The organism is Acidovorax sp. GW821-FHT09A11 (assembly GCF_059418365.1).
In genome coordinates this window covers 285,690-303,137 of the sequence record NZ_JBWKPS010000006.1, presented here as the reverse complement: position 1 = coordinate 303,137, position 17,448 = coordinate 285,690, and the positions used below count along the sequence as shown (strand labels likewise).

15 protein-coding genes are annotated in these 17,448 nt (G+C 58.6%); 12 read left to right on the top strand and 3 right to left on the bottom strand.

Annotated features, from left to right (window positions below; all coding sequences use genetic code 11):
* Positions 1-85: 85 nt before the first annotated feature.
* On the bottom strand, positions 86-1,276 hold the full coding sequence (locus AC07PV_RS17740; RefSeq protein ID WP_494630931.1) for an ABC transporter substrate-binding protein: 1,191 nt from the start codon (positions 1,274-1,276) through the stop codon (positions 86-88).
* A 183-nt stretch (positions 1,277-1,459) separates the two neighbouring features.
* On the opposite strand from AC07PV_RS17740, the gene AC07PV_RS17735 reads away from it, so the two are divergent.
* A complete protein-coding gene (locus AC07PV_RS17735) occupies positions 1,460-2,284 on the top strand; it encodes an IclR family transcriptional regulator (RefSeq protein WP_218339811.1) in 825 nt (274 codons plus the stop codon).
* A gap of 40 nt (positions 2,285-2,324) precedes the next feature.
* Here AC07PV_RS17735 and AC07PV_RS17730 read toward each other — a convergent pair whose 3' ends face one another.
* Together AC07PV_RS17730 and AC07PV_RS17725 are read right to left on the bottom strand one after the other, a co-directional pair.
* A complete protein-coding gene (locus AC07PV_RS17730) occupies positions 2,325-3,155 on the bottom strand; it encodes an IclR family transcriptional regulator (RefSeq protein WP_218296328.1) in 831 nt (276 codons plus the stop codon).
* Positions 3,156-3,314: 159 nt separating this feature from the next.
* Entirely contained in the window at positions 3,315-4,118 is an 804-nt protein-coding gene (locus AC07PV_RS17725; protein ID WP_218296218.1) for an IclR family transcriptional regulator, read from the bottom strand.
* Between the two features lie 149 nt (positions 4,119-4,267).
* Between AC07PV_RS17725 and AC07PV_RS17720 the strand changes: the two genes are divergently transcribed.
* From AC07PV_RS17720 to AC07PV_RS17670, 11 genes are all read left to right on the top strand, one after another.
* Positions 4,268-6,025, top strand: coding sequence for an FAD-dependent oxidoreductase (locus AC07PV_RS17720; protein ID WP_218296217.1), 1,758 nt, complete (start codon positions 4,268-4,270; stop codon positions 6,023-6,025).
* 27 nt (positions 6,026-6,052) lie between these two features.
* Positions 6,053-6,829 (top strand): SDR family NAD(P)-dependent oxidoreductase, encoded by a 777-nt coding sequence (locus AC07PV_RS17715; protein ID WP_255594778.1) that lies wholly within the window; start codon positions 6,053-6,055, stop codon positions 6,827-6,829.
* A 73-nt stretch (positions 6,830-6,902) separates the two neighbouring features.
* Positions 6,903-8,099, top strand: a complete 1,197-nt coding sequence (locus AC07PV_RS17710) for an ABC transporter substrate-binding protein (protein ID WP_218339808.1) — start codon at positions 6,903-6,905, stop codon at positions 8,097-8,099.
* Between the two features lie 58 nt (positions 8,100-8,157).
* Complete coding sequence (locus AC07PV_RS17705; protein ID WP_218296215.1) at positions 8,158-9,081, top strand: branched-chain amino acid ABC transporter permease; 924 nt, start codon at positions 8,158-8,160, stop codon at positions 9,079-9,081.
* Entirely contained in the window at positions 9,078-10,856 is a 1,779-nt protein-coding gene (locus tag AC07PV_RS17700; protein WP_218296214.1) for a branched-chain amino acid ABC transporter ATP-binding protein/permease, read from the top strand. Before AC07PV_RS17705 ends, AC07PV_RS17700 begins: the two co-directional genes overlap by 4 nt.
* A 15-nt stretch (positions 10,857-10,871) precedes the next feature.
* A complete protein-coding gene (locus AC07PV_RS17695; protein WP_218296213.1) occupies positions 10,872-11,582 on the top strand; it encodes an ABC transporter ATP-binding protein in 711 nt (236 codons plus the stop codon).
* A 32-nt stretch (positions 11,583-11,614) separates the two neighbouring features.
* The gene (locus AC07PV_RS17690) at positions 11,615-12,577 is read left to right on the top strand and encodes an MBL fold metallo-hydrolase (RefSeq protein ID WP_494630929.1); all 963 of its coding nucleotides are present in this window, start codon (positions 11,615-11,617) and stop codon (positions 12,575-12,577) included.
* Positions 12,578-12,706: 129 nt separating this feature from the next.
* Positions 12,707-14,026: a homogentisate 1,2-dioxygenase gene (gene hmgA, locus AC07PV_RS17685; RefSeq protein ID WP_494630928.1), complete on the top strand. Its 1,320-nt coding sequence runs from the start codon at positions 12,707-12,709 to the stop codon at positions 14,024-14,026.
* A 6-nt stretch (positions 14,027-14,032) separates the two neighbouring features.
* Positions 14,033-15,304, top strand: a complete 1,272-nt coding sequence (gene fahA / locus AC07PV_RS17680; protein ID WP_494630927.1) for a fumarylacetoacetase — start codon at positions 14,033-14,035, stop codon at positions 15,302-15,304.
* Positions 15,305-15,370: 66 nt separating this feature from the next.
* Complete coding sequence (locus AC07PV_RS17675) at positions 15,371-16,252, top strand: DMT family transporter (RefSeq protein ID WP_492244642.1); 882 nt, start codon at positions 15,371-15,373, stop codon at positions 16,250-16,252.
* Between the two features lie 17 nt (positions 16,253-16,269).
* Positions 16,270-17,433 carry an NADH:flavin oxidoreductase/NADH oxidase gene (locus tag AC07PV_RS17670; protein WP_494630926.1) on the top strand — a complete coding sequence of 388 codons (1,164 nt, stop codon included), beginning with the start codon at positions 16,270-16,272 and terminating at the stop codon, positions 17,431-17,433.
* The last annotated feature ends 15 nt before the right edge of the window (positions 17,434-17,448 follow it).

Below are 17,448 nucleotides of genomic sequence, written 5' to 3'. Positions count from 1 at the left end.
CCAGTGGCATCGCGCCTAGGCGCGATAAGCCAATCGAAGGCGGAGGCCCCAGCAAAGCAGCTGCCGATGGGGCCTGCGACGGCATCTAGCGCTTGAAATCAGGCGATTGCAGCAACTTGGTCGTTGCATCGTTCACCTGAGTGAGCTTGCCCCCTGTCCATTTGACGAAAGCGAAGTCGCTAGCGGTCAGTGCTTCATGACTTGTCGGCGAGAAGGGGCGTTCATAAGTCTTCTTGATGCCATCGATCGGCGCTTGCAGGTTTTCCAGTGCCTCGCGCATCTTTGCTCCATCGGTGGAGCCCGCTTGCTTGATGGCGGCTACCAGCAGCAGCGTTGCGTCGTATCCATGGGCGACGAACGGAAATGCACTTGCTGCGGCCAATTTTTCCTTGGTGCGCTCAAAGAGGGCCTTCTGCTTGGGGGCGACGGCATCAACCATGGTGCGCATGAAAATTGGCTTTTCGGCCAAGGCTTGGCCCGCCGCGTCATAAAACGTGATGTTGTCTGCGGCCCAGGATGACAGGACATTCGGGAAATAGTTGACCTTCTCCATGCTGCGGACCAGCTGGCCAGTGGGCGTTCCCTGAGCCCAAACCACGAGCGTGTCCACACCTGCTGCTTTGAGTTTGCTCAGCTGTGAGGTCATATCTGTGTCACCAACAGCGAATCTCTCCGTGGCAACGACATCCAGGCCTTGCAGCTTTGCGATCTCGGTCATGTCCTTGAGCCCACCTTGGCCATAACCCGTGGTCTCCGCCACCAGGCCGAGCTTCTTGGCTCCCGCTTTTTTCGCATAGGCCATCAAACCCACCACCTGCTCCCTGTCAACGATGGAGACGCGGAACATGTAGTTTTCAGCACCCGGGCTCATCGGTTTGGTGATGTCGGTTCCGCCGCCGATCATGCCCATGGAGACAACTTTTTTCTGATTGGGAATGTGTTTCCAGGCCATCGCGTTCCCAGAGTTGGTGGGGCCAAGCACGGCTACCACCTTCTCGTTGTCGATCAACTCGCTCATGTTCTGGATCGATTTGGGTGGCTGGGATTGATCGTCACGGATCACCAGTGTGAGCTTGCGGCCAAGCACGCCCCCTGCAGCGTTGATGTCGTCAATAGCGGCGCGAATTCCGAGCACGCCTGCCGCCCCGCTTTGTGCAGATGGCGAGGCAGACAGGTCACCGTTGAACCCCAGCTTGATGTCTTGCGCTGCGGCTGCCAGTGAAACGAATGCAACTGCCGCAAGGGCCAGTCGACGTGCTGTCAGAAGGTTTCTCATGTTTGTCTCCGAGTGAAAAAGGGCGGATGCGGCGAGTTGGCGGATGTGAGTCACGCACTCCGCGCTGTCAGTCGCTAGTATTTATCTAGCTCGCTAAACTATAACTAGTATTTACCCTATGCAAGTGCGTTAGTCATTGTTGAATTTCACCTGCTTGTCTGATTGGGCCTATGATTTCGCCCTATGAAACTGACTGCCCCGCAAGATGACGATTTGAGTCCGTCGCACCCTAGTGGCCGTGAGCGCCGTGGAATCCAGTCAATAGAGGTGGGGGGGGAAATACTGAGGGTGTTGGCTTCTGAGCCAAGGCCTATGGCCCTCAGGGACCTGACCAAGGCTGTCAGCATGCCTTCCGGGAAGATCCATCCCTACTTGGTGAGCTTTGGGAAGATCGGGCTCGTGGCACAGGACCCCGTAACTGGTCAGTACTTGCTGGGACCTATGGCGATCCAATTGGGGCTCACCGGGCTTCAGACTCTCAATCCCATTCGCGAAGCGACGCCCATGGCGGAGGCGTTGGCTGCTGAAACCGGGCACACGGTTGCGATCGCGGTCTGGGGAAACCTCGGGCCCGTCATCGTTCGCCTGATCGACGCCGCGTACCCGATCAACACCAACATCCGTACCGGAACGGTGATGTCGCTGGCCAATACAGCAACCGGCAGGGTGTATTCAGCTTACTTGCAAAGGCCATTGATCGACCGGATGCTTCAGGATGACTACATCCGTTTGGGCCCTGACATTGCCCATCCGCTTGATGGCAAGGCGGTTGAGGATCTGATCGAGGAGGTGAGGGCGCGGGGAATGTCGCGAGGGGTGAATCATCCAACGCCGGGGATTGTTTCGTTCTCGGCACCAGTCTTTGACTACTCCGGCGCGATTGCCCTGACTATCACGATGATGGGCCCTACGGGTACCTTTGACCCTGATTGGAATGGTCCGATGGCCGTGGCCCTGCGCACCTGTGCCCTCGCTATCTCGCAGAGGCTCGGATTCAGGAAGGCGTAGGTGAACCTCGCCAGCGGCAGGCCATCCCGGCCAATGGATGTCAGCGCGGATCCAGAGAGGCTCTTGAAGGTCCGCCTAGGCGTTTGGATACCTCTTGGCCGCATGCGCGCACGGCTGTGGCTTGGGTGCCATTCCAGTCCGTGTCGAAAGACCTTGAGCGCCCCATGAGCGTGACGCCCAGGACGATGTTGCCTGAATAGTCAAAGACGGGCGCGGCAAAGGAGCAAACACCAGGGGTGGGGTTGTTGACCGAGCGCGATACCCCATGCTTGCGCACCTCGATCAACATTCTCTGCAGTTCTTCCGTGTCGACGGGTTTCGCAATGTCCGGCCCTAAGCGCCGCTCGTCTTCCAGCAACGATTCTTCGATCAGTTTCGCGGGAAGGTATGCGGCGAACAATCGACCAGTCGCAGTACCGGCAAGGGACATTACCGTTCCAGTACGGATGTTGGTGTGCAGCGGATAGATGGCGTCAAAGAGGAAGACCATCGTCGGGCCTTGATTTCCCCAGACGGACAATCCGACGCTGTGCCCAGTTTCCCGCGCCAGCTGCTCGGCGAAGGGAGTGGCTTCGCGTACTGGATTGAGCATGCGGAGGGTCACAAGGCCTAGTTGCATTGCCGTGGGGCCTAGCCAATAGAACCCCGTCGAGGCTTCCTGGGTCACAAGCCCCAACTTGGCAAAGCTCACGAGATAGGGGTGCGCCTTTCCTGGAGCCATGTCGGCAGCTCGCGCCAGTTCTCTCAACGGCAACGGGCGACCTTGCGCACCCAGTGCGAGAAGCAACTGACCGCCGGCTTCAATAGACTGAATTCCTCGGCGCTCCTTCTCGGAACCACCTTCATTGCCGTCTTCATCAAGTGCGCCCATGGTCTTGTCCTTGGAGTTAAATTTGGCGGTCTCGTTTGCCATAGATGAATTTTTAGTCTAGTGCTTATGCATTAGGATGTCTGTGACCAGGCGCAATACGGCGCTGAATCGGGAGCCATGGGGCTTTTGTTTCCGTCTGTTCATTTTTTTGCTCTGCACTCAGGCGCCGCGCCGGAGGCTCCCGAGCCGCGTGGAGATCGCTGAGCCGCATGCTCTTGCCGCCTTTGCCTGGTTTCCGCTCCAAGCTGTGTCAAATGACCGGGTACGCCCCAGGAGTGTGACCGCCATCACAACATTGCCCGAATAGTCGAAAACCGGGGCTGCAAACGAGCTGACCCCCACGGTAGGCATATCCACGGAACGTGAGAGTCCATGTTCGTGCACCAAGCTGAGCATATCTTGCAGTTCGCTCGGCTCAACGGTTTTTGCGATATCTGGGCCCAGGCGACGGTCATCCTCCAGCAGTGACTCTTCTATGAGTTGTCGAGGTAGATAGGCCACGAACAAGCGCCCCGTTGCTGTTCCGGCAAGAGACATCACCGTCCCCACACGCATGTTGGTATGAAGGGGATAGGTCGCATCGAAAAGCGATACCACTGTCGGCCCTTGATTTCCCCAAACAGACAGTGCAACGCTGTGCCCTGTTTCTTGCGCGAGCAGTTCCGCAAGCGGTGCGGCTTCGCGCAAGGGATTGACGGTGCGAAGCGTCAGGAGACCCAGTTCCATGGCGGTACGACCGAGCCAGTAGTGGCCGGTTGAGGCGTCTTGAGTCACCAGACCGAGTTTTGAGAGGCTCACCAAGTAGGGGTGTGCCTTTCCCGGAGCCATGTTGGCAGCCCAGGCAAGCTTCTTGAGGGGAAGAGGGTGCCCGTGGGCCTCCAGCGCAAGAAGCAGCTGCCCACCAGCCTCTATGGCTTGAATGCCTCGGCGCGCCTTGTCTGGGGCCACGTCAATTTCTTCCATCACAGATGTCCCCGTAGTCGATGCATGGTATCTGATCCATTCAATTGCATTTGATTGGGGTAAACCATTAGTCTATAAAAAATGCATTAGCACCATACTAACGTCATTGGGTCGCTAAAGGCGGCCCCTACGTCCAAGGAGTGATGACCATGAGTGAGCTGGAAACGAGCTATGACGTTTTGGTAGTTGGAACTGGAGCGTCCGGCATGTCCGCGGCCGTGACGGCTGCGTACGAGGGGTTGAAGGTACTGGTTGTCGACAAGGCGCCTGTCTATGGGGGCACCACGGCCCGGTCTGGTGGCTGGTTGTGGATTCCCGGGACAAAGCTCGCCAGGGAGCAAGGCATCAGCGAACCCCCAGGGGCGGCACGGGCATACCTGCAGCACGAAACCACTACGCATTTCGATCCCGCGCGCGTAGACGCCTTTATCGAGAACGGGCCAAAGGCCATTGATTTCTTCACGGAAAAAACGTGCGTGCAATTCGACATGCCGCCAGTGTTTCCGGACTATCACGCAGAGGCCCCCGGCGGCCAGCCAGGTGGCCGCTCCATGGTGACCCGCCCATTCGATGCCCGTGAACTCGGAGCCTATGTTTCAAAACTCGCCCCCCCCGTGCCCGAGTTGACGGTTTTCGGGATGATGCTTGGATCAGGTAAGGAGCTGTGGCACTTCTTGCGTGCCTTCAAGTCGCTCGAGTCATTCTTGTATGTTGCCAAGCGCTTCGGCGGACATCTCATGGATGTTGTCAGGTACGGCCGTGGGATGACGCTGACCAACGGCAATGCACTGGCCGGTCGGCTGGCCAAGGCCGGCATGGACCTGAACATCCCCGTGTGGCTGAATGCTCCGGTCAAAAAACTCATCGTGGAAGGCGATGCGGTCGTGGGTGCAACTGTGGTGCGGGACGGCAAGTCAGTAGAAGTTCGAGTGCGCAGAGGCGTCGTTCTTGCCTGTGGTGGCTTTCCCTACGACATCGAGCGTCGCAAGCAGTTGTTCCCACATGCGCCAACCGGCCGAGAGCACTTCACTCCGTCCCCTGCGCTGAACACCGGTGACGGGTTGCGCCTCGGCGAATCCGTAGGGGGCTGGGTCGATCCCAGCATCCCGAATGCGGCCGCCTGGTGTCCAACCTCGGTGGTCCAGCGCAAGGATGGCACCCAGGGAGTTATGCCGCACTTCATCGATCGCGCGAAGCCCGGTGTGATCGCCGTGACTTCAAGGGGGCGGCGATTTACCAACGAGGCGATGTCTTACCACGACTTCATTCAGGACCTCGTGAAAGCTTGCAAAGGGTCCGCCGAAGTGACCTGCTGGCTCGTCTGTGATCACGAGCACCTGCGCGAATATGGGTTGGGGGCGGTAGCTCCATTCCCTCTGCCCATTGGCAAGCATCTCAAAAGTGGCTATTTGAAGCGAGGCAGCAGCCTTCAGGAACTGGCGAGCCTCATCGGCGTTCCAGCCGCCGCCCTCCAAGAAGAGGTCGAAGCCTTCAATCGGGATGCCGCGTCTGGAGTGGACACAAAGTTTGCCAAGGGAAGCACCGCCTATAACCGGTATCAGGGCGACTCGCTGGTCAAGCCCAACCCCTGCATGGCCCCGATCCATAGAGGTCCGTTCTATGCCATCAAGATAGTTGTGGGTGAAATCGGGACGTTCGCAGGGCTGGCAACCGATGAGTCCTGCCAAGTCCTTTCAAAGGACCGGCAGCCAGTCAAGGGCTTGTATGCAGTTGGCAATGACGCCGCCAGCATCATGGGCGGCAACTACCCAGGCGCAGGCATCACCCTCGGTCCAGCGCTCACTTTTGGCTATGTCGTCGGTCAGACGCTCGCAAGGAAAACAAGTGAACCGACAGCCAGTCCGAATCGGACCTCTGCTGGGCGCCTGCAACCCCAAACAGCATAGATCGAATACATACCAAGAAAGACCGCAATGGAAATCTCTGAACTCATGGCGCCCAAGGTCCTCCATGGACGCATCGCGCTTGTGACCGGCGCAGGACAAGGCAATGGCAGGGCTATCGCCAAGGGCCTTGCAAAGGCAGGGGCTCGGGTCGTCGTGACGGACTTGAACGAAGAGAACGCCAAGCTTGTTGCCGCAGAAATCAGGGCCGCTGGCAGTGATGCAATCGCGTACAAGTTGGACGTGACCTCCAATGATGCTTGCCAAGCCTTGGCAAAAACTGTGGCCACTGAAATCGGCAATATCGACATCCTGGTCAATAACGCGGGCATCATCATTCGCGAGGGGCTGGACAGCCCCCAGGTGGCGTCCAACCTCGAGCGCACTCTGAATGTCAACGTGATGGGATCTTTCCTTCCATCGCATGCATGGCTGGATGCGCTGAAGCAGACCAGGGGAGTGATCATCAATGTGGGGTCTATTGCCTCGAGCACTGGAATCCCCAACGTGGTGGGCTATTCACCATCCAAGGGCGCCGTCAAACTCATGACGCAAGCCCTCGCCGTCGAGCTTGCCAAGGACGGAGTTCGGGTGAACGCAATCGCTCCCGGAGTCATCGAAACTCCGATGACTTCCTACACACGGGAGGCTCCTGAGCGACTCGACAAATTCATGCTGCGCACGCCCATGGCACGCGTCGGCCAGCCCGAAGAATTGGTCGGTCCCGTGGTTTTCCTGGCATCCGGCATGGCCTCCTATGTGACGGGGGTCACGCTTCCTGTGGATGGCGGGTTTCTCGCCTCCTGAGTCCTTGAGTCGTTTCCATCCAGATTTCCAACCCAGAACTCACCGAGTTCACCATTCCAAAAAGGAGACAGCCATGAGTATTCCTAAGCTCTTCAAGCGAGCCATCCTGGCAGCCGGCGTTGTCGCTGCTGCCACCGCAAGCGCGCAAGACATCAAGCTTGGATACAACGGAGATTTGTCCGCATCCCCATCGGCGCAAAGTGGGCAGGCAGCGGTTCTGGGCATGGAGGCCGCAATCGCCGACATCAACGCTGCAGGCGGCGTTCTGGGCAAGAAGCTGACGCTGGTTACGCGGGACGATACCTCTGCGCCTCCAAAGTCGATCCAGAACATGAGCGAATTGATCGACAGCGAGAAGGTCTCTGCGGTCTTTGGTCCGACCAACTCTGGCAATGCGATGGCCTGGAAGCACATCGCCAACCAAAAGAAGATCCCTGTGATCGGCAACGTGGGTTCGGGCACCGATATCACCAAGCCCATGAGTCCTGGTGCGGACAACTATATGTTCCGAGTCTCGATGGTGGATCGTGAGCAAGTAGCGGCCTTGATGGCCTACGTGAAAAAGAATGCGGGCCAGTCAAAAGTAATCGGTCTGATGGCGGAAACCACGGGCTATGGCCAGGGCGGTCTCAAGGACATGGAGGAAATCGCGAAGCTGCAAGATATCAAGATTGCAGCGACTGAGCGTTTCGGTGTGGGCGATACCGATATGACGTCTCAGCTGAGCAAGATGAAGTCCGCGAACGTGGACACTGTGGTGGTCTGGGCTCAGGGGACGCCCATCGCGCAGCTTGTTCGCAGCATGGAGAAGACAAATTACTTCCCCTTGGTGCTGACCTCCTGGGCTGCCGACAACATCACTTTCTATGATGCGGCAGGCAAGGCGCTTGCCGAGAAGCCAATCTTCATGCGCACGGTGAGCGAGACGCGTACACCTTCCCAGCAGAAGCTGTTTGATCGCATCGGGGCCAAACTCAAGGCGCCCGGCTCGTTCTCCTTTGCATTGCATGGCTACGACTCGGTGCAGCTCTACGCTGCGGCTGCCAAGCAAGCCAACAGCTTTGATGGCTCGGCTGTACGTGTCGCGCTGGAAGATCTGAAAGCACCGGTTCAAGGCGTACTCAAGACTTATGACAAGCCGTTCAGCAAGGCCAACCATGAGGCTCTGACAGCCAAAGACCTGGTCTGGATTCGCTGGAAGGACGGCAAGCTGATGCCCTATGCGGATCCGATCGTGAACTCGCTGAGCAGCGCGGACTTCAAGCAATAACGCGCAACGCTTGTCTGGACTGCGCGAAGCAGTCCAGGAAATCATCTCGGAGATAACAATGACAGAGGCGCTCTTGCAGGCGATTCTCAGTGGCTTGGCCGTGGGCGGTGCCTACGCCCTGGTAGCCCTGGGTTTCAGCATCACATTTACAACCACCAAGACCTTGAATTTCTCCCATGGGGAATTCGTGTCCGCGGGTGCATTCATCGGCATGAGCGCGCTCTTCCTCGTCCTCGGTCTTCCTGTGACTTCCACTACGTTCGGCCAGGCCCAGCCTGGTGCCGGTGCCCAGCTGCTGGCGCTTGTTGCAGCCCTTGGAGTGATGGGCTTCTTGGGATGGCTGCTCTATGTGATTGGCGTACGTCCTTTCGCTGGGCGGCCTGGCATGGCATGGGTCATGAGCACCCTGGGCTTTGGCGTCATCCTCCAGAGTATCGGCTTGGCCATTTGGGGCCCCAAGCCGGTGGTCGTCCCGGGACCGGTGGGCGACACTGTCATACGTCTCATGGGAGTCGGTGTGCGACCGCAGGAGCTGCTCACGTTGGGGGTCGCCGTTGTCATCATGATCGGCTTCGACTTTGTGATGAACCGAACGATGGTGGGCAAGGCCATGCGGGCTGTTGCGGCTAACGGCAACGTCGCGAGCCTCATGGGCATCAATACCAACGCAGTGATGATTGGCGCTTTCGTTGTCAGTTCTGCGCTGGCTGGCCTTTCAGGCTTCCTTCTCGCTCCTATTGCGCAGGCATCCCTTTTCATGGGCCTCACCGTGGGGCTGAAGGGATTCTCCGGCGCCATGATCGGTGGGTTGAGCAATCCACGTGGTTGTGTGATTGGCGGGTTCGTTCTCGGCGTCCTTGAGTCCCTGGTGAACCTGTGGTCGGCGCAGTGGCGCGAGGTCGCTGTTTTTGCCCTTGTCATTCTTGTTCTTGCGTTCCGGCCGACCGGTCTTTTCGGCAAGCAGATGGTGGAGAAGGTATGAAGCGCGGCCAGCATCTTTTCGGGGTCATGCTTGCCGTCGCTGTTCTCGCAGGCCTGGTTTCCTTTCTGGGAAATGACTACTACCTGCGCATCGTTTTCATGATGTGCGTGTATTACCTCTGTGCTGCAGGCATGAACGTGCTTGTGGGCTATGCAGGGCAGAAGTCACTGGGCCAGGCTGGCCTGTTCGCAGCCGGGGCATATGCGGTGGCGTTGATCACAACGCGCACGGAGATCAACCCGTGGTTCGCGCTGTCGTTGGCAGCTGTTGTCTCCGGCATCTGCGGCGTGCTGATCGCGCTGCCGTCCTTGCGGGTCAAAGGACCCTATCTCGCGATGGTGACGCTGGCGTTCGGCATCGTTGTCGAAAAGCTCGTCGGAGAATGGACTGACGTTTTTGGGGGCGCCCAGGGTATCTACGGCATCAAGCCACTGACCTGGAACGGACAGCCCCTTACGTCCCTGCAATGGGTGTGGCTGGGCATCGCCCTGTGCGCGGTGACGCATCTGCTGCTGCGCAATCTTTTGCAGGGCCGTTTTGGCCGGGCGCTGCTCTCACTGCAAGCCGATGAGATCGCTTCATCTTCGGTGGGCGTCCGTGTCTATCGAGCCAAGGTCATAGCCTTTGTGGTTGCGGCAGTTACCTGTGGCATTGCTGGCGCGCTGGTGGCACAACAGAACCAGTACATCAACTCCGACTTCATCACATTCCATCTGTCGATCTTTATTCTGCTGTTGGTGCTGTTTGGTGGTGCCGGCTCGCAGTACGGCCCTTTGGTTGGAACAGTGGTTCTGACTGTGATCGACGCTGCTCTGGCCCGTTGGCCGTCAGCCCAGCACTTTCTCTATGGATTTCTGCTGCTGTTTGCGCTCTACATCATGCCGGGAGGGGTCATGGGGCTTCTTTCGACGTGGTTCCGCCGGCCGGCGGCTGCCCCTGGCATGCCTATCAAATCCGCAGCTCCGACGCGCATTGGTCCGCAGGGAGAGGGCGAGTTGCTGGTGGCCCAAGGTGTCACCAAAAACTTCGGTGGAGTACGGCCTGCTCAAAACGTGTCTTTCCGACTTCAGCGTGGGCATATCCACGCGCTGATCGGACCCAACGGTGCGGGTAAGAGCACGATGATCAACATGCTCACGGGTCTTCTGGATCCAAGTGAAGGCTCGATCAAGTTTCTTGGCCAGGAGGTATCGAGCCGACCGGTGCATGCGATCTGTCGTATGGGAATGGGGCGCACCTTCCAAAACCTGCGGCTGTTTGCAGATCTGTCGGTTCTGGACAATGTCATGCTGGGCCGCCATACGCGCATGACGAATGGGTTTCTCGCATCCTTGTTTGCGCTACCCAGCGCTAGAAAGCAGGAAGCCGCCACCCGCGCCCGCGCCTTGCAACTGCTGGATTTGGTCGGTCTGCTGCATCTGGCCTATCAACCGGCCGGCAGCCTCCCCTATGGCCTTCAGCGCCGTGTCGAGCTGGCACGGGCGCTAGCCACTGAGCCTCAACTGCTGTTGCTTGACGAGCCAGCTGCAGGTCTCAATCCACAAGAGACAGCGGAGTTGGGCGATCTTCTTGTCCGTATTGGCAAGTGCGGTGTGACCATCTTGATGGTGGAGCACCACATGGATCTCGTCATGTCGATCTCCGACCACGTGATCGTGTTGGACTACGGGATCAAGATCGCAGAGGGAAAGCCCTCTGAAGTGCAAGCCAACCCCCGTGTCGTCGAGGCCTACCTAGGCGTTGACGAACCGGTGGACGCTCTTGTCGCCCCCTGATCTGGAAAGCACCCTATGTTGAAACTCGATTCAGTGAAGGTCGCCTATGGCGCGATCCAGGCCGTCAAAGGCGTGAGCTTGGAAGTGCGGGAGGGCGAAGTGGTCACCATCATCGGTGCGAATGGCGCGGGCAAAAGCACTCTTCTCAAAAGCATCTGCGGGCTGGAACCCGTTGCCGAAGGCAGCATACAGATTGATGGGAAGGACGTCTCGAAAGTCAGAGCACACGAGCGCGTCGCGCTGGGGGTAGCCATGTCGCCCGAGGGCAGAGGTGTCTTTGCCGACCAGACAGTTCGCGAGAACCTGATGTTGGGCGGCTACTCCCGCCGGCGCAATCCAGCAGCGATTGAAGCGGCGATCGAGCGAGAGTTCAACCGCTTCCCAAGATTGCGTGAGCGTCAGAACCAGTTGTCCGGAACCATGTCGGGCGGTGAACAGCAGATGTTGGCGATCTCGCGTGCGCTGATGAGTGAGCCACGGCTCCTGTTGCTGGACGAGCCGTCTCTCGGATTGGCGCCTTTGATCATCAAAGACATCTTCAATGCCATCCGCCAGCTGCGCGAGTCGGGTCTGACGATCCTGCTGGTTGAGCAGATGGCCAAGCAGGCTCTCGGTGTCGCAGATCGTGCCTACGTGCTCGAGACTGGCCACATCACTTTGGAGGGGACTGGTAGTGCACTCCTTAACGATCCCAAGGTCAAGGCCGCGTACCTCGGCTCACATTGACCGTCATCAACCTATTTCAGAAGGAATATCCCATGAGCCAAGAATCCAAGAAGTTTGCCTCGCAAGCCGACCTTGAAGAGAAGAAGGTCACCTTTAGCCAGATATCCGAACACGCGTGGGCCTACACAGCAGAAGGCGATCCAAACACCGGCATCATCATTGGCGACGACGCAGTGCTCGTGGCTGATACACAGGCCACGCCGGCCATGGCGCAAGACGTCATCCGCCGTATTCGCGAGGTGACCGACAAGCCGATCAAGTACGTCGTTCTGACGCACTACCACGCTGTGCGCGTGCTCGGTGCCAGTGCATACGGCGCAGATCACATCCTTGCGAGCCAGGACACCTACGATTTGATCGTTGAGCGTGGCGAGCAGGACAAGGCCAGCGAAATTGGTCGCTTCCCTCGTCTCTTCGCGGGAGTTGAGACCGTACCCCCTGGCATGACTTGGCCCACGATGACTTTCACCGGAAAAATGACGCTGTGGCTTGGCAAGGTGGAAGTCCAGTTGTTGCAACTCGGCCGTGGTCACACCAAAGGCGATACCGTCGTGTGGCTGCCTGGTGAGGGTGCTCTGCTGTCTGGCGATCTGGTCGAGTTCGGCGCCACACCCTATGCGGGCGACGCCTACTTCAAGGACTGGCCGCAAACCCTGAAAAATCTTGCTGCCCTCAATCCAAAGGCGTTGGTGCCAGGACGCGGAGTGGCTCTGACCACTCCTGAAGAGGTCGCCAAAGGTCTTTCAGAGACAGGTGAATTCATTGCCGACGTGTATGCGAATGTGCGAAAGGGCGTCTCTGCGGGCAAGGATCTGAACACGATCTACAAGGAGACATTCGCAGCGCTGAAGCCCAAATATGGTCACTGGGTCATCTTTGACCACTGCATGCCGTTCGATGTAACCCGTTGCTACGACGAGGCGACTCAATACGCTGATCCACGCATCTGGACTGCAGAGCGCGACATCGAAATGTGGAAGACGCTGGAAGGCTGAGGTTTCTCCTTCAGTCCCCAACCATCTGTTATCTCGGCTCGGACCGACCTTTGGGACGGTGCGGACGGGTCGGTCCGTCCCTGCATTCTGGGGATTTGCCGGCCCGCAATACCTGTCAAGGAGCAAAGCGTGATTGACCACTTGAATTCGGAACGCCGCTATCAAAGTGGCTTCGGCAACGAGCATGCCACGGAGGCCGTGCCTGGCGCGCTGCCTCAGGGGCGCAATAGCCCGCAAAGGGCTCCGTTTGACCTGTATCCCGAGCTTATTTCTGGAACTGCGTTCACCGCGCCGAGGCATGAAAACCGCCGTACATGGATGTACCGACGCCAGCCCTCGGTGGTGGCGGGGCGCTACAAGGCATACCACCAGCCGTTGTGGACCACGGGTGGCGATCGCGGAACGCTCCTCGTACCAGAGCCAATGCGCTGGCATCCCATTCCTTTCGAGGAGGGCGTGGAAATCGACTTCGTTGATGGAATGAGAACCCTGGCAGCCAATGGCGACGCGGATGCGCAAGCGGGTGTGGGTTCTTTGGTGTACCTCGCGAACAAGTCCATGGACAGGCGCGCATTTGTCAATGCGGATGGTGAATTGCTCATCGTCCCCCAGCAAGGGCGGTTGGTCATCACAACCGAATTGGGAGTCCTGGATCTCAGGCCCGGGGAGATTGCAGTCTTGCCTCGTGGCTTGGCCTTCAAAGTTGCAGTGCCGGATGGACCATCGCGGGGGTATGTGTGCGAGAACTACGGTGCGCAGTTTCGCTTGCCTGAACTGGGGCCCATTGGGTCGAACGGGCTTGCGAATGCGCGAGATTTTCTGGCTCCTGTTGCTGCCTTCGAAGAGCAAACAGGTTCTTGCGAGCTGATAAAGAAATTTGGTGGGCACTTCTGGATTGCACCTGCGAAGGGTTCGCCATTTAACGTTGTGGCGTGGCATGGAAACTTGGCGCCGGTGAAGTACGACACGGCCAACTTCATGACCATCGGTTCCATCAGCTTCGACCACCCAGATCCGTCCATCTTCACGGTGCTTACTTCGCCCAGCGATACGCCTGGCACGGCGAACTGCGACTTCGTGATATTCCCGCCGCGATGGCTGGTCATGGAAGACACCTTCCGACCGCCTTGGTACCACCGCAACCTGATGAGCGAGTTCATGGGCCTGGTCTACGGCGAGTACGACGCCAAGCCTGGTGGGTTCAAACCTGGCGGTGCCAGCCTTCACAACGCGATGGTGCCGCACGGCCCTGATGAAGAGGCCTTTGAAAAGGCCTCAAGCGTGGAGCTGACACCACAGAAGCTGGACAACACCCTGGCGTTCATGTTTGAAAGCCGGTATTGCTTCATTCCTTCCGCCTTCGCACTCGGCAAGGCGCCTTTGGATCATGACTATGCGGACTGCTGGGCGGGTCTCAAGGATCAGTTCAAGCCTGCCGGAAGGAGTTGAGAGACTATGTATGACATCGACGCTACCCACGACCCGAAGCTAAAGAGCTGGGTCGATTCGGCCAATCTTGCAGGCTGCGATTTCCCAGTGCAGAACTTGCCTTTCGGGCGATTCAAGCGAGTGGATAGTCAGGGCGACTGGAAGATCGGCGTGGCCATTGGTGATCAGGTCTTGGATCTTCGGGCCGCTGGTTTGATTGACACCGACGACATGAACCTCGTCATGGGCGCTTCGATGAGCGATCGGCGGGCCCTGCGTCACAAGATTTCCGAAGGCTTGCGTGACGGAAGTCCTCAACGTGCGACCTGGTTGGGCGCCCTGGTGCCGCAGGTTGAATGCGAGTACACAGTGCCTTGCCGTGTGGGCGACTACACCGACTTCTACACGAGTGTTCACCACGCGACCACGGTGGGCAAGCAGTTCCGTCCAGACAACCCATTGCTGCCCAACTACAAATGGGTACCCATTGGGTATCACGGCCGCGCATCTTCGATCGGTGTGAGCGGCGTCACCTTCAAGCGGCCCCGTGGCCAGATCAAGGCTCCCGACATGTCTGTACCTGGTTTGGGGCCGTCCAGGCGCCTGGACTATGAGCTGGAGCTGGGTTGGCTCGTAGGGGCAGGCAATCAGCAGGGAGAGTCCATCGAGATTGGAGATGCTGAGTCTCATCTCTTTGGAGTGGCCCTGTTCAACGATTGGTCCGCGCGTGATATCCAAGGCTGGGAATATCAGCCTCTGGGCCCCTTCCTCTCCAAGAATTTTGCAAGTACCTTGTCCCCTTGGATGGTGACCATGGAGGCATTGGCTCCCTTTCGCGTAGCGTTCGAGCGGCCCCCCGAAGACCCGCAACCCCTCCCGTACCTTGACGGTGACGGCAATCGCAAAAGGGGAGCATTCTCAATATCTCTTGAGGTTCTTCTGCAGACCCAAACGATGCGCGACGCGGGCGAGGGCCCTGTGCCCCTTTCAAGAACCAATTCCAGTCGAGCGGCGTACTGGACCCCCGCGCAATTGGTAGCGCACCACACTGTGAATGGGTGCAACTTGCAGGCTGGCGACTTGTTGGGTTCTGGGACCCTGTCTGGCCCAGATCCGAGCGAGGCGGGCTCGTTGATGGAGCTGACGACAAGTGGAAAGCACCCGGTCAAACTACCCAACGGAGAGGTCCGCAGCTTCCTTGAAGATGGAGATACGCTGATCCTGCGCGGGTGGTGCGAAGCCGAAGGTGCGGTGCGCATTGGGTTTGGGGATTGCGCTGGCACGGTCGCGGCGTCATGAAGAAGCGCGGAACCCATGCATCCTGAAAGTCCGCGCACTGTGAGTCGCCGGGCACTTGGGGTGCAGGTGACCCTCATCGCCGCGATGGCGATCTGGGGGCTCAATGTCACCGTGGTGAAGCAGCTGACCCTCAGCTTCGAAACTTCCATGCTCGCAGCCTTGCGGATGGTTGTCGCGCTAGCTGTCTTGTCAGGAATTCTGGTCTGGAAACGCCAGATAGTTACCGGCCTGGATTGGAAGCAAGTTCGTACACTGGTTGGGTGCGGCGTACTGATGGTCTACCTGAATCAACTGCTCTTCGCAGAGGGGTTGCAGCGGTCTACTGCGACGAACGGCGCTCTCATCATGGCTCTCAGCCCCTTGGTGTCTGCAGTGCTTGCCGCGATCATGTTCCGTGAGCGCCTGACCCCGCAACGTCTGCTCGGTGTTGCTTTGGGCTTTGGCGGTGTTTCTGCTGTAGTGCTTAGTCACCCCGGCGCCGGACTGTCTAGTGCGAGCATTGGCGATCTGATGCTGGTGGCGGGGGTGGTGAGCTTTGCGGCCGGGGGGGCGCTGGTGCAGCGCCTTGCCCGCTCTTTACATCCCTTGACCATCAGCTGGTCCATTTACCTCGTTGGTACTTTGATGCTAGTGCTGCAGGCGGCAATCAGAAGTCCTTCCTTGGCCCCTGAAGCGATTTTCCCTGGATGGTGGCAATGGGCGCTGATCTTGTTCTCCGGGGTGATGGCCACGGCCTTGAGTAATCTGCTTTGGAACCGCGCCATTGCCTCTATTGGTGTAGCACGCACAGCGGTCTTCCTCTACTGGGTTCCTGTTTTCGGCGTGCTCTTTGCTGCGATGTTGCTGGACGAGCGTTTGACTACGTGGCACCTCGTGGGCTTTTTCGCAGTCATGGCCGGCACTTTCCTCGGCACTAGACCGCCAGTGCCGCCTTCATCGAACTCTTAAGCCTTTCAAATCTCATCATGACTATCCATGAGCCGCTGTTGTTTCAGCCTTTGAGGCTTCGAGAGCTGCAGCTGAAGAATCGCGTTGTCATATCTCCGATGTGCCAGCATGCCGCCGAAGCGGGTCGAGCCACTCCCTGGCATATGGTTCACCTCGGGAAGTTCGCACTCGGTGGCGCAGGTCTCATCTTGACGGAAAGTACTGCTGTCGACGCGCGTGGCCGTATTGGAACCGCGGATTTGGGTTTGTGGGATGACAGCCAAATCGAGCCGCTGAAGGCAGTGGTCGATTTCGTGCACGCAAACGACTGTGCAATTGGCGTCCAGCTGGCTCACGCGGGCAGAAAGTCGGGTAGCCAGCCGCTGTGGGAGGGAGGTGCGGCATTGAGTGACACGGAAATGCAAGCCGGCACAGAGCCTTGGCAGCGGCTCGGCCCCAGCGCGCTCGCTGCAGGTCCAGGTTGGTCCCCGCCCCGAGCTATGGATGCTCAGGAGATTGAGGACGCGATTCAACGCTTCGTCGATGCAACAGTGCGGGCGGACAAGGTGGGCTTTGACGTCGTGGAGTTGCACTTCGGTCACGGCTATCTAGTCGCCAGCTTTCTGTCCCCGAACTCAAACCACCGAGACGATGAGTGGGGCCGCAGCCTCGATGGCCGCATGAGACTTGCGGTCGAACTGGCAACCCGAGTGCGGGCTGTCTGGCCTGCCAGCAAGCCTCTCTTCTGCAGGCTGTCCGCAGTGGATGGCAGCGTTGACGGGTGGAGCTTGGAGGATTCGGTTGTCCTCGCACGCGAGTTGGTCAAAGTCGGCGTGGACGTCATCGACTGCTCATCGGGCGGGTTGACTGAGGAAACGCGCGCACTTCCGGTGCCACGTGGACTGGGCTTTCAGGTGCCGTTCTCTGAACGCATTCGGCATGGCGCCAATGTGCCCACGCAGGCGGTTGGAATGATCGTCGATGCGGTTCAGGCAGAGGCCGTACTTCAAGAAGGCAAGGCTGATCTGATCGCTTTGGGTCGAGAGGCCTTGTTCGATCCGTACTGGGCTCACCACGCGGCGGGTGCATTGGGTATGGATTCGAACTACCAGCGCTGGCCCATTCGCCATGGCATATGGCTGGCAAAGCGTGCACCCGGGCTGGTACGAGCACGTGCGGAGGCTGCCGAGCAGCAGAGCTGACATAAAAGGGAAGGA

Excerpts from the sequence above, each read along its gene's own strand:
- AC07PV_RS17710 (WP_218339808.1), top strand. The coding sequence starts at position 6,903 with ATGAGTATTCCTAAGCTCTTCAAGCGAGCCATCCTGGCAGCCGGCGTT.
- AC07PV_RS17730 (WP_218296328.1), bottom strand. The coding sequence starts at position 3,155 with ATGGGCGCACTTGATGAAGACGGCAATGAAGGTGGTTCCGAGAAGGAG.
- AC07PV_RS17670 (WP_494630926.1), top strand. The coding sequence starts at position 16,270 with ATGACTATCCATGAGCCGCTGTTGTTTCAGCCTTTGAGGCTTCGAGAG.
- AC07PV_RS17735 (WP_218339811.1), top strand. The coding sequence starts at position 1,460 with ATGAAACTGACTGCCCCGCAAGATGACGATTTGAGTCCGTCGCACCCT.
- AC07PV_RS17720 (WP_218296217.1), top strand. The coding sequence starts at position 4,268 with ATGAGTGAGCTGGAAACGAGCTATGACGTTTTGGTAGTTGGAACTGGA.
- AC07PV_RS17705 (WP_218296215.1), top strand. The coding sequence starts at position 8,158 with ATGACAGAGGCGCTCTTGCAGGCGATTCTCAGTGGCTTGGCCGTGGGC.
- AC07PV_RS17740 (WP_494630931.1), bottom strand. The coding sequence starts at position 1,276 with ATGAGAAACCTTCTGACAGCACGTCGACTGGCCCTTGCGGCAGTTGCA.
- fahA (WP_494630927.1), top strand. The coding sequence starts at position 14,033 with ATGTATGACATCGACGCTACCCACGACCCGAAGCTAAAGAGCTGGGTC.
- AC07PV_RS17715 (WP_255594778.1), top strand. The coding sequence starts at position 6,053 with ATGGAAATCTCTGAACTCATGGCGCCCAAGGTCCTCCATGGACGCATC.
- AC07PV_RS17725 (WP_218296218.1), bottom strand. The coding sequence starts at position 4,118 with ATGGAAGAAATTGACGTGGCCCCAGACAAGGCGCGCCGAGGCATTCAA.
- AC07PV_RS17700 (WP_218296214.1), top strand. The coding sequence starts at position 9,078 with ATGAAGCGCGGCCAGCATCTTTTCGGGGTCATGCTTGCCGTCGCTGTT.
- AC07PV_RS17690 (WP_494630929.1), top strand. The coding sequence starts at position 11,615 with ATGAGCCAAGAATCCAAGAAGTTTGCCTCGCAAGCCGACCTTGAAGAG.
- AC07PV_RS17695 (WP_218296213.1), top strand. The coding sequence starts at position 10,872 with ATGTTGAAACTCGATTCAGTGAAGGTCGCCTATGGCGCGATCCAGGCC.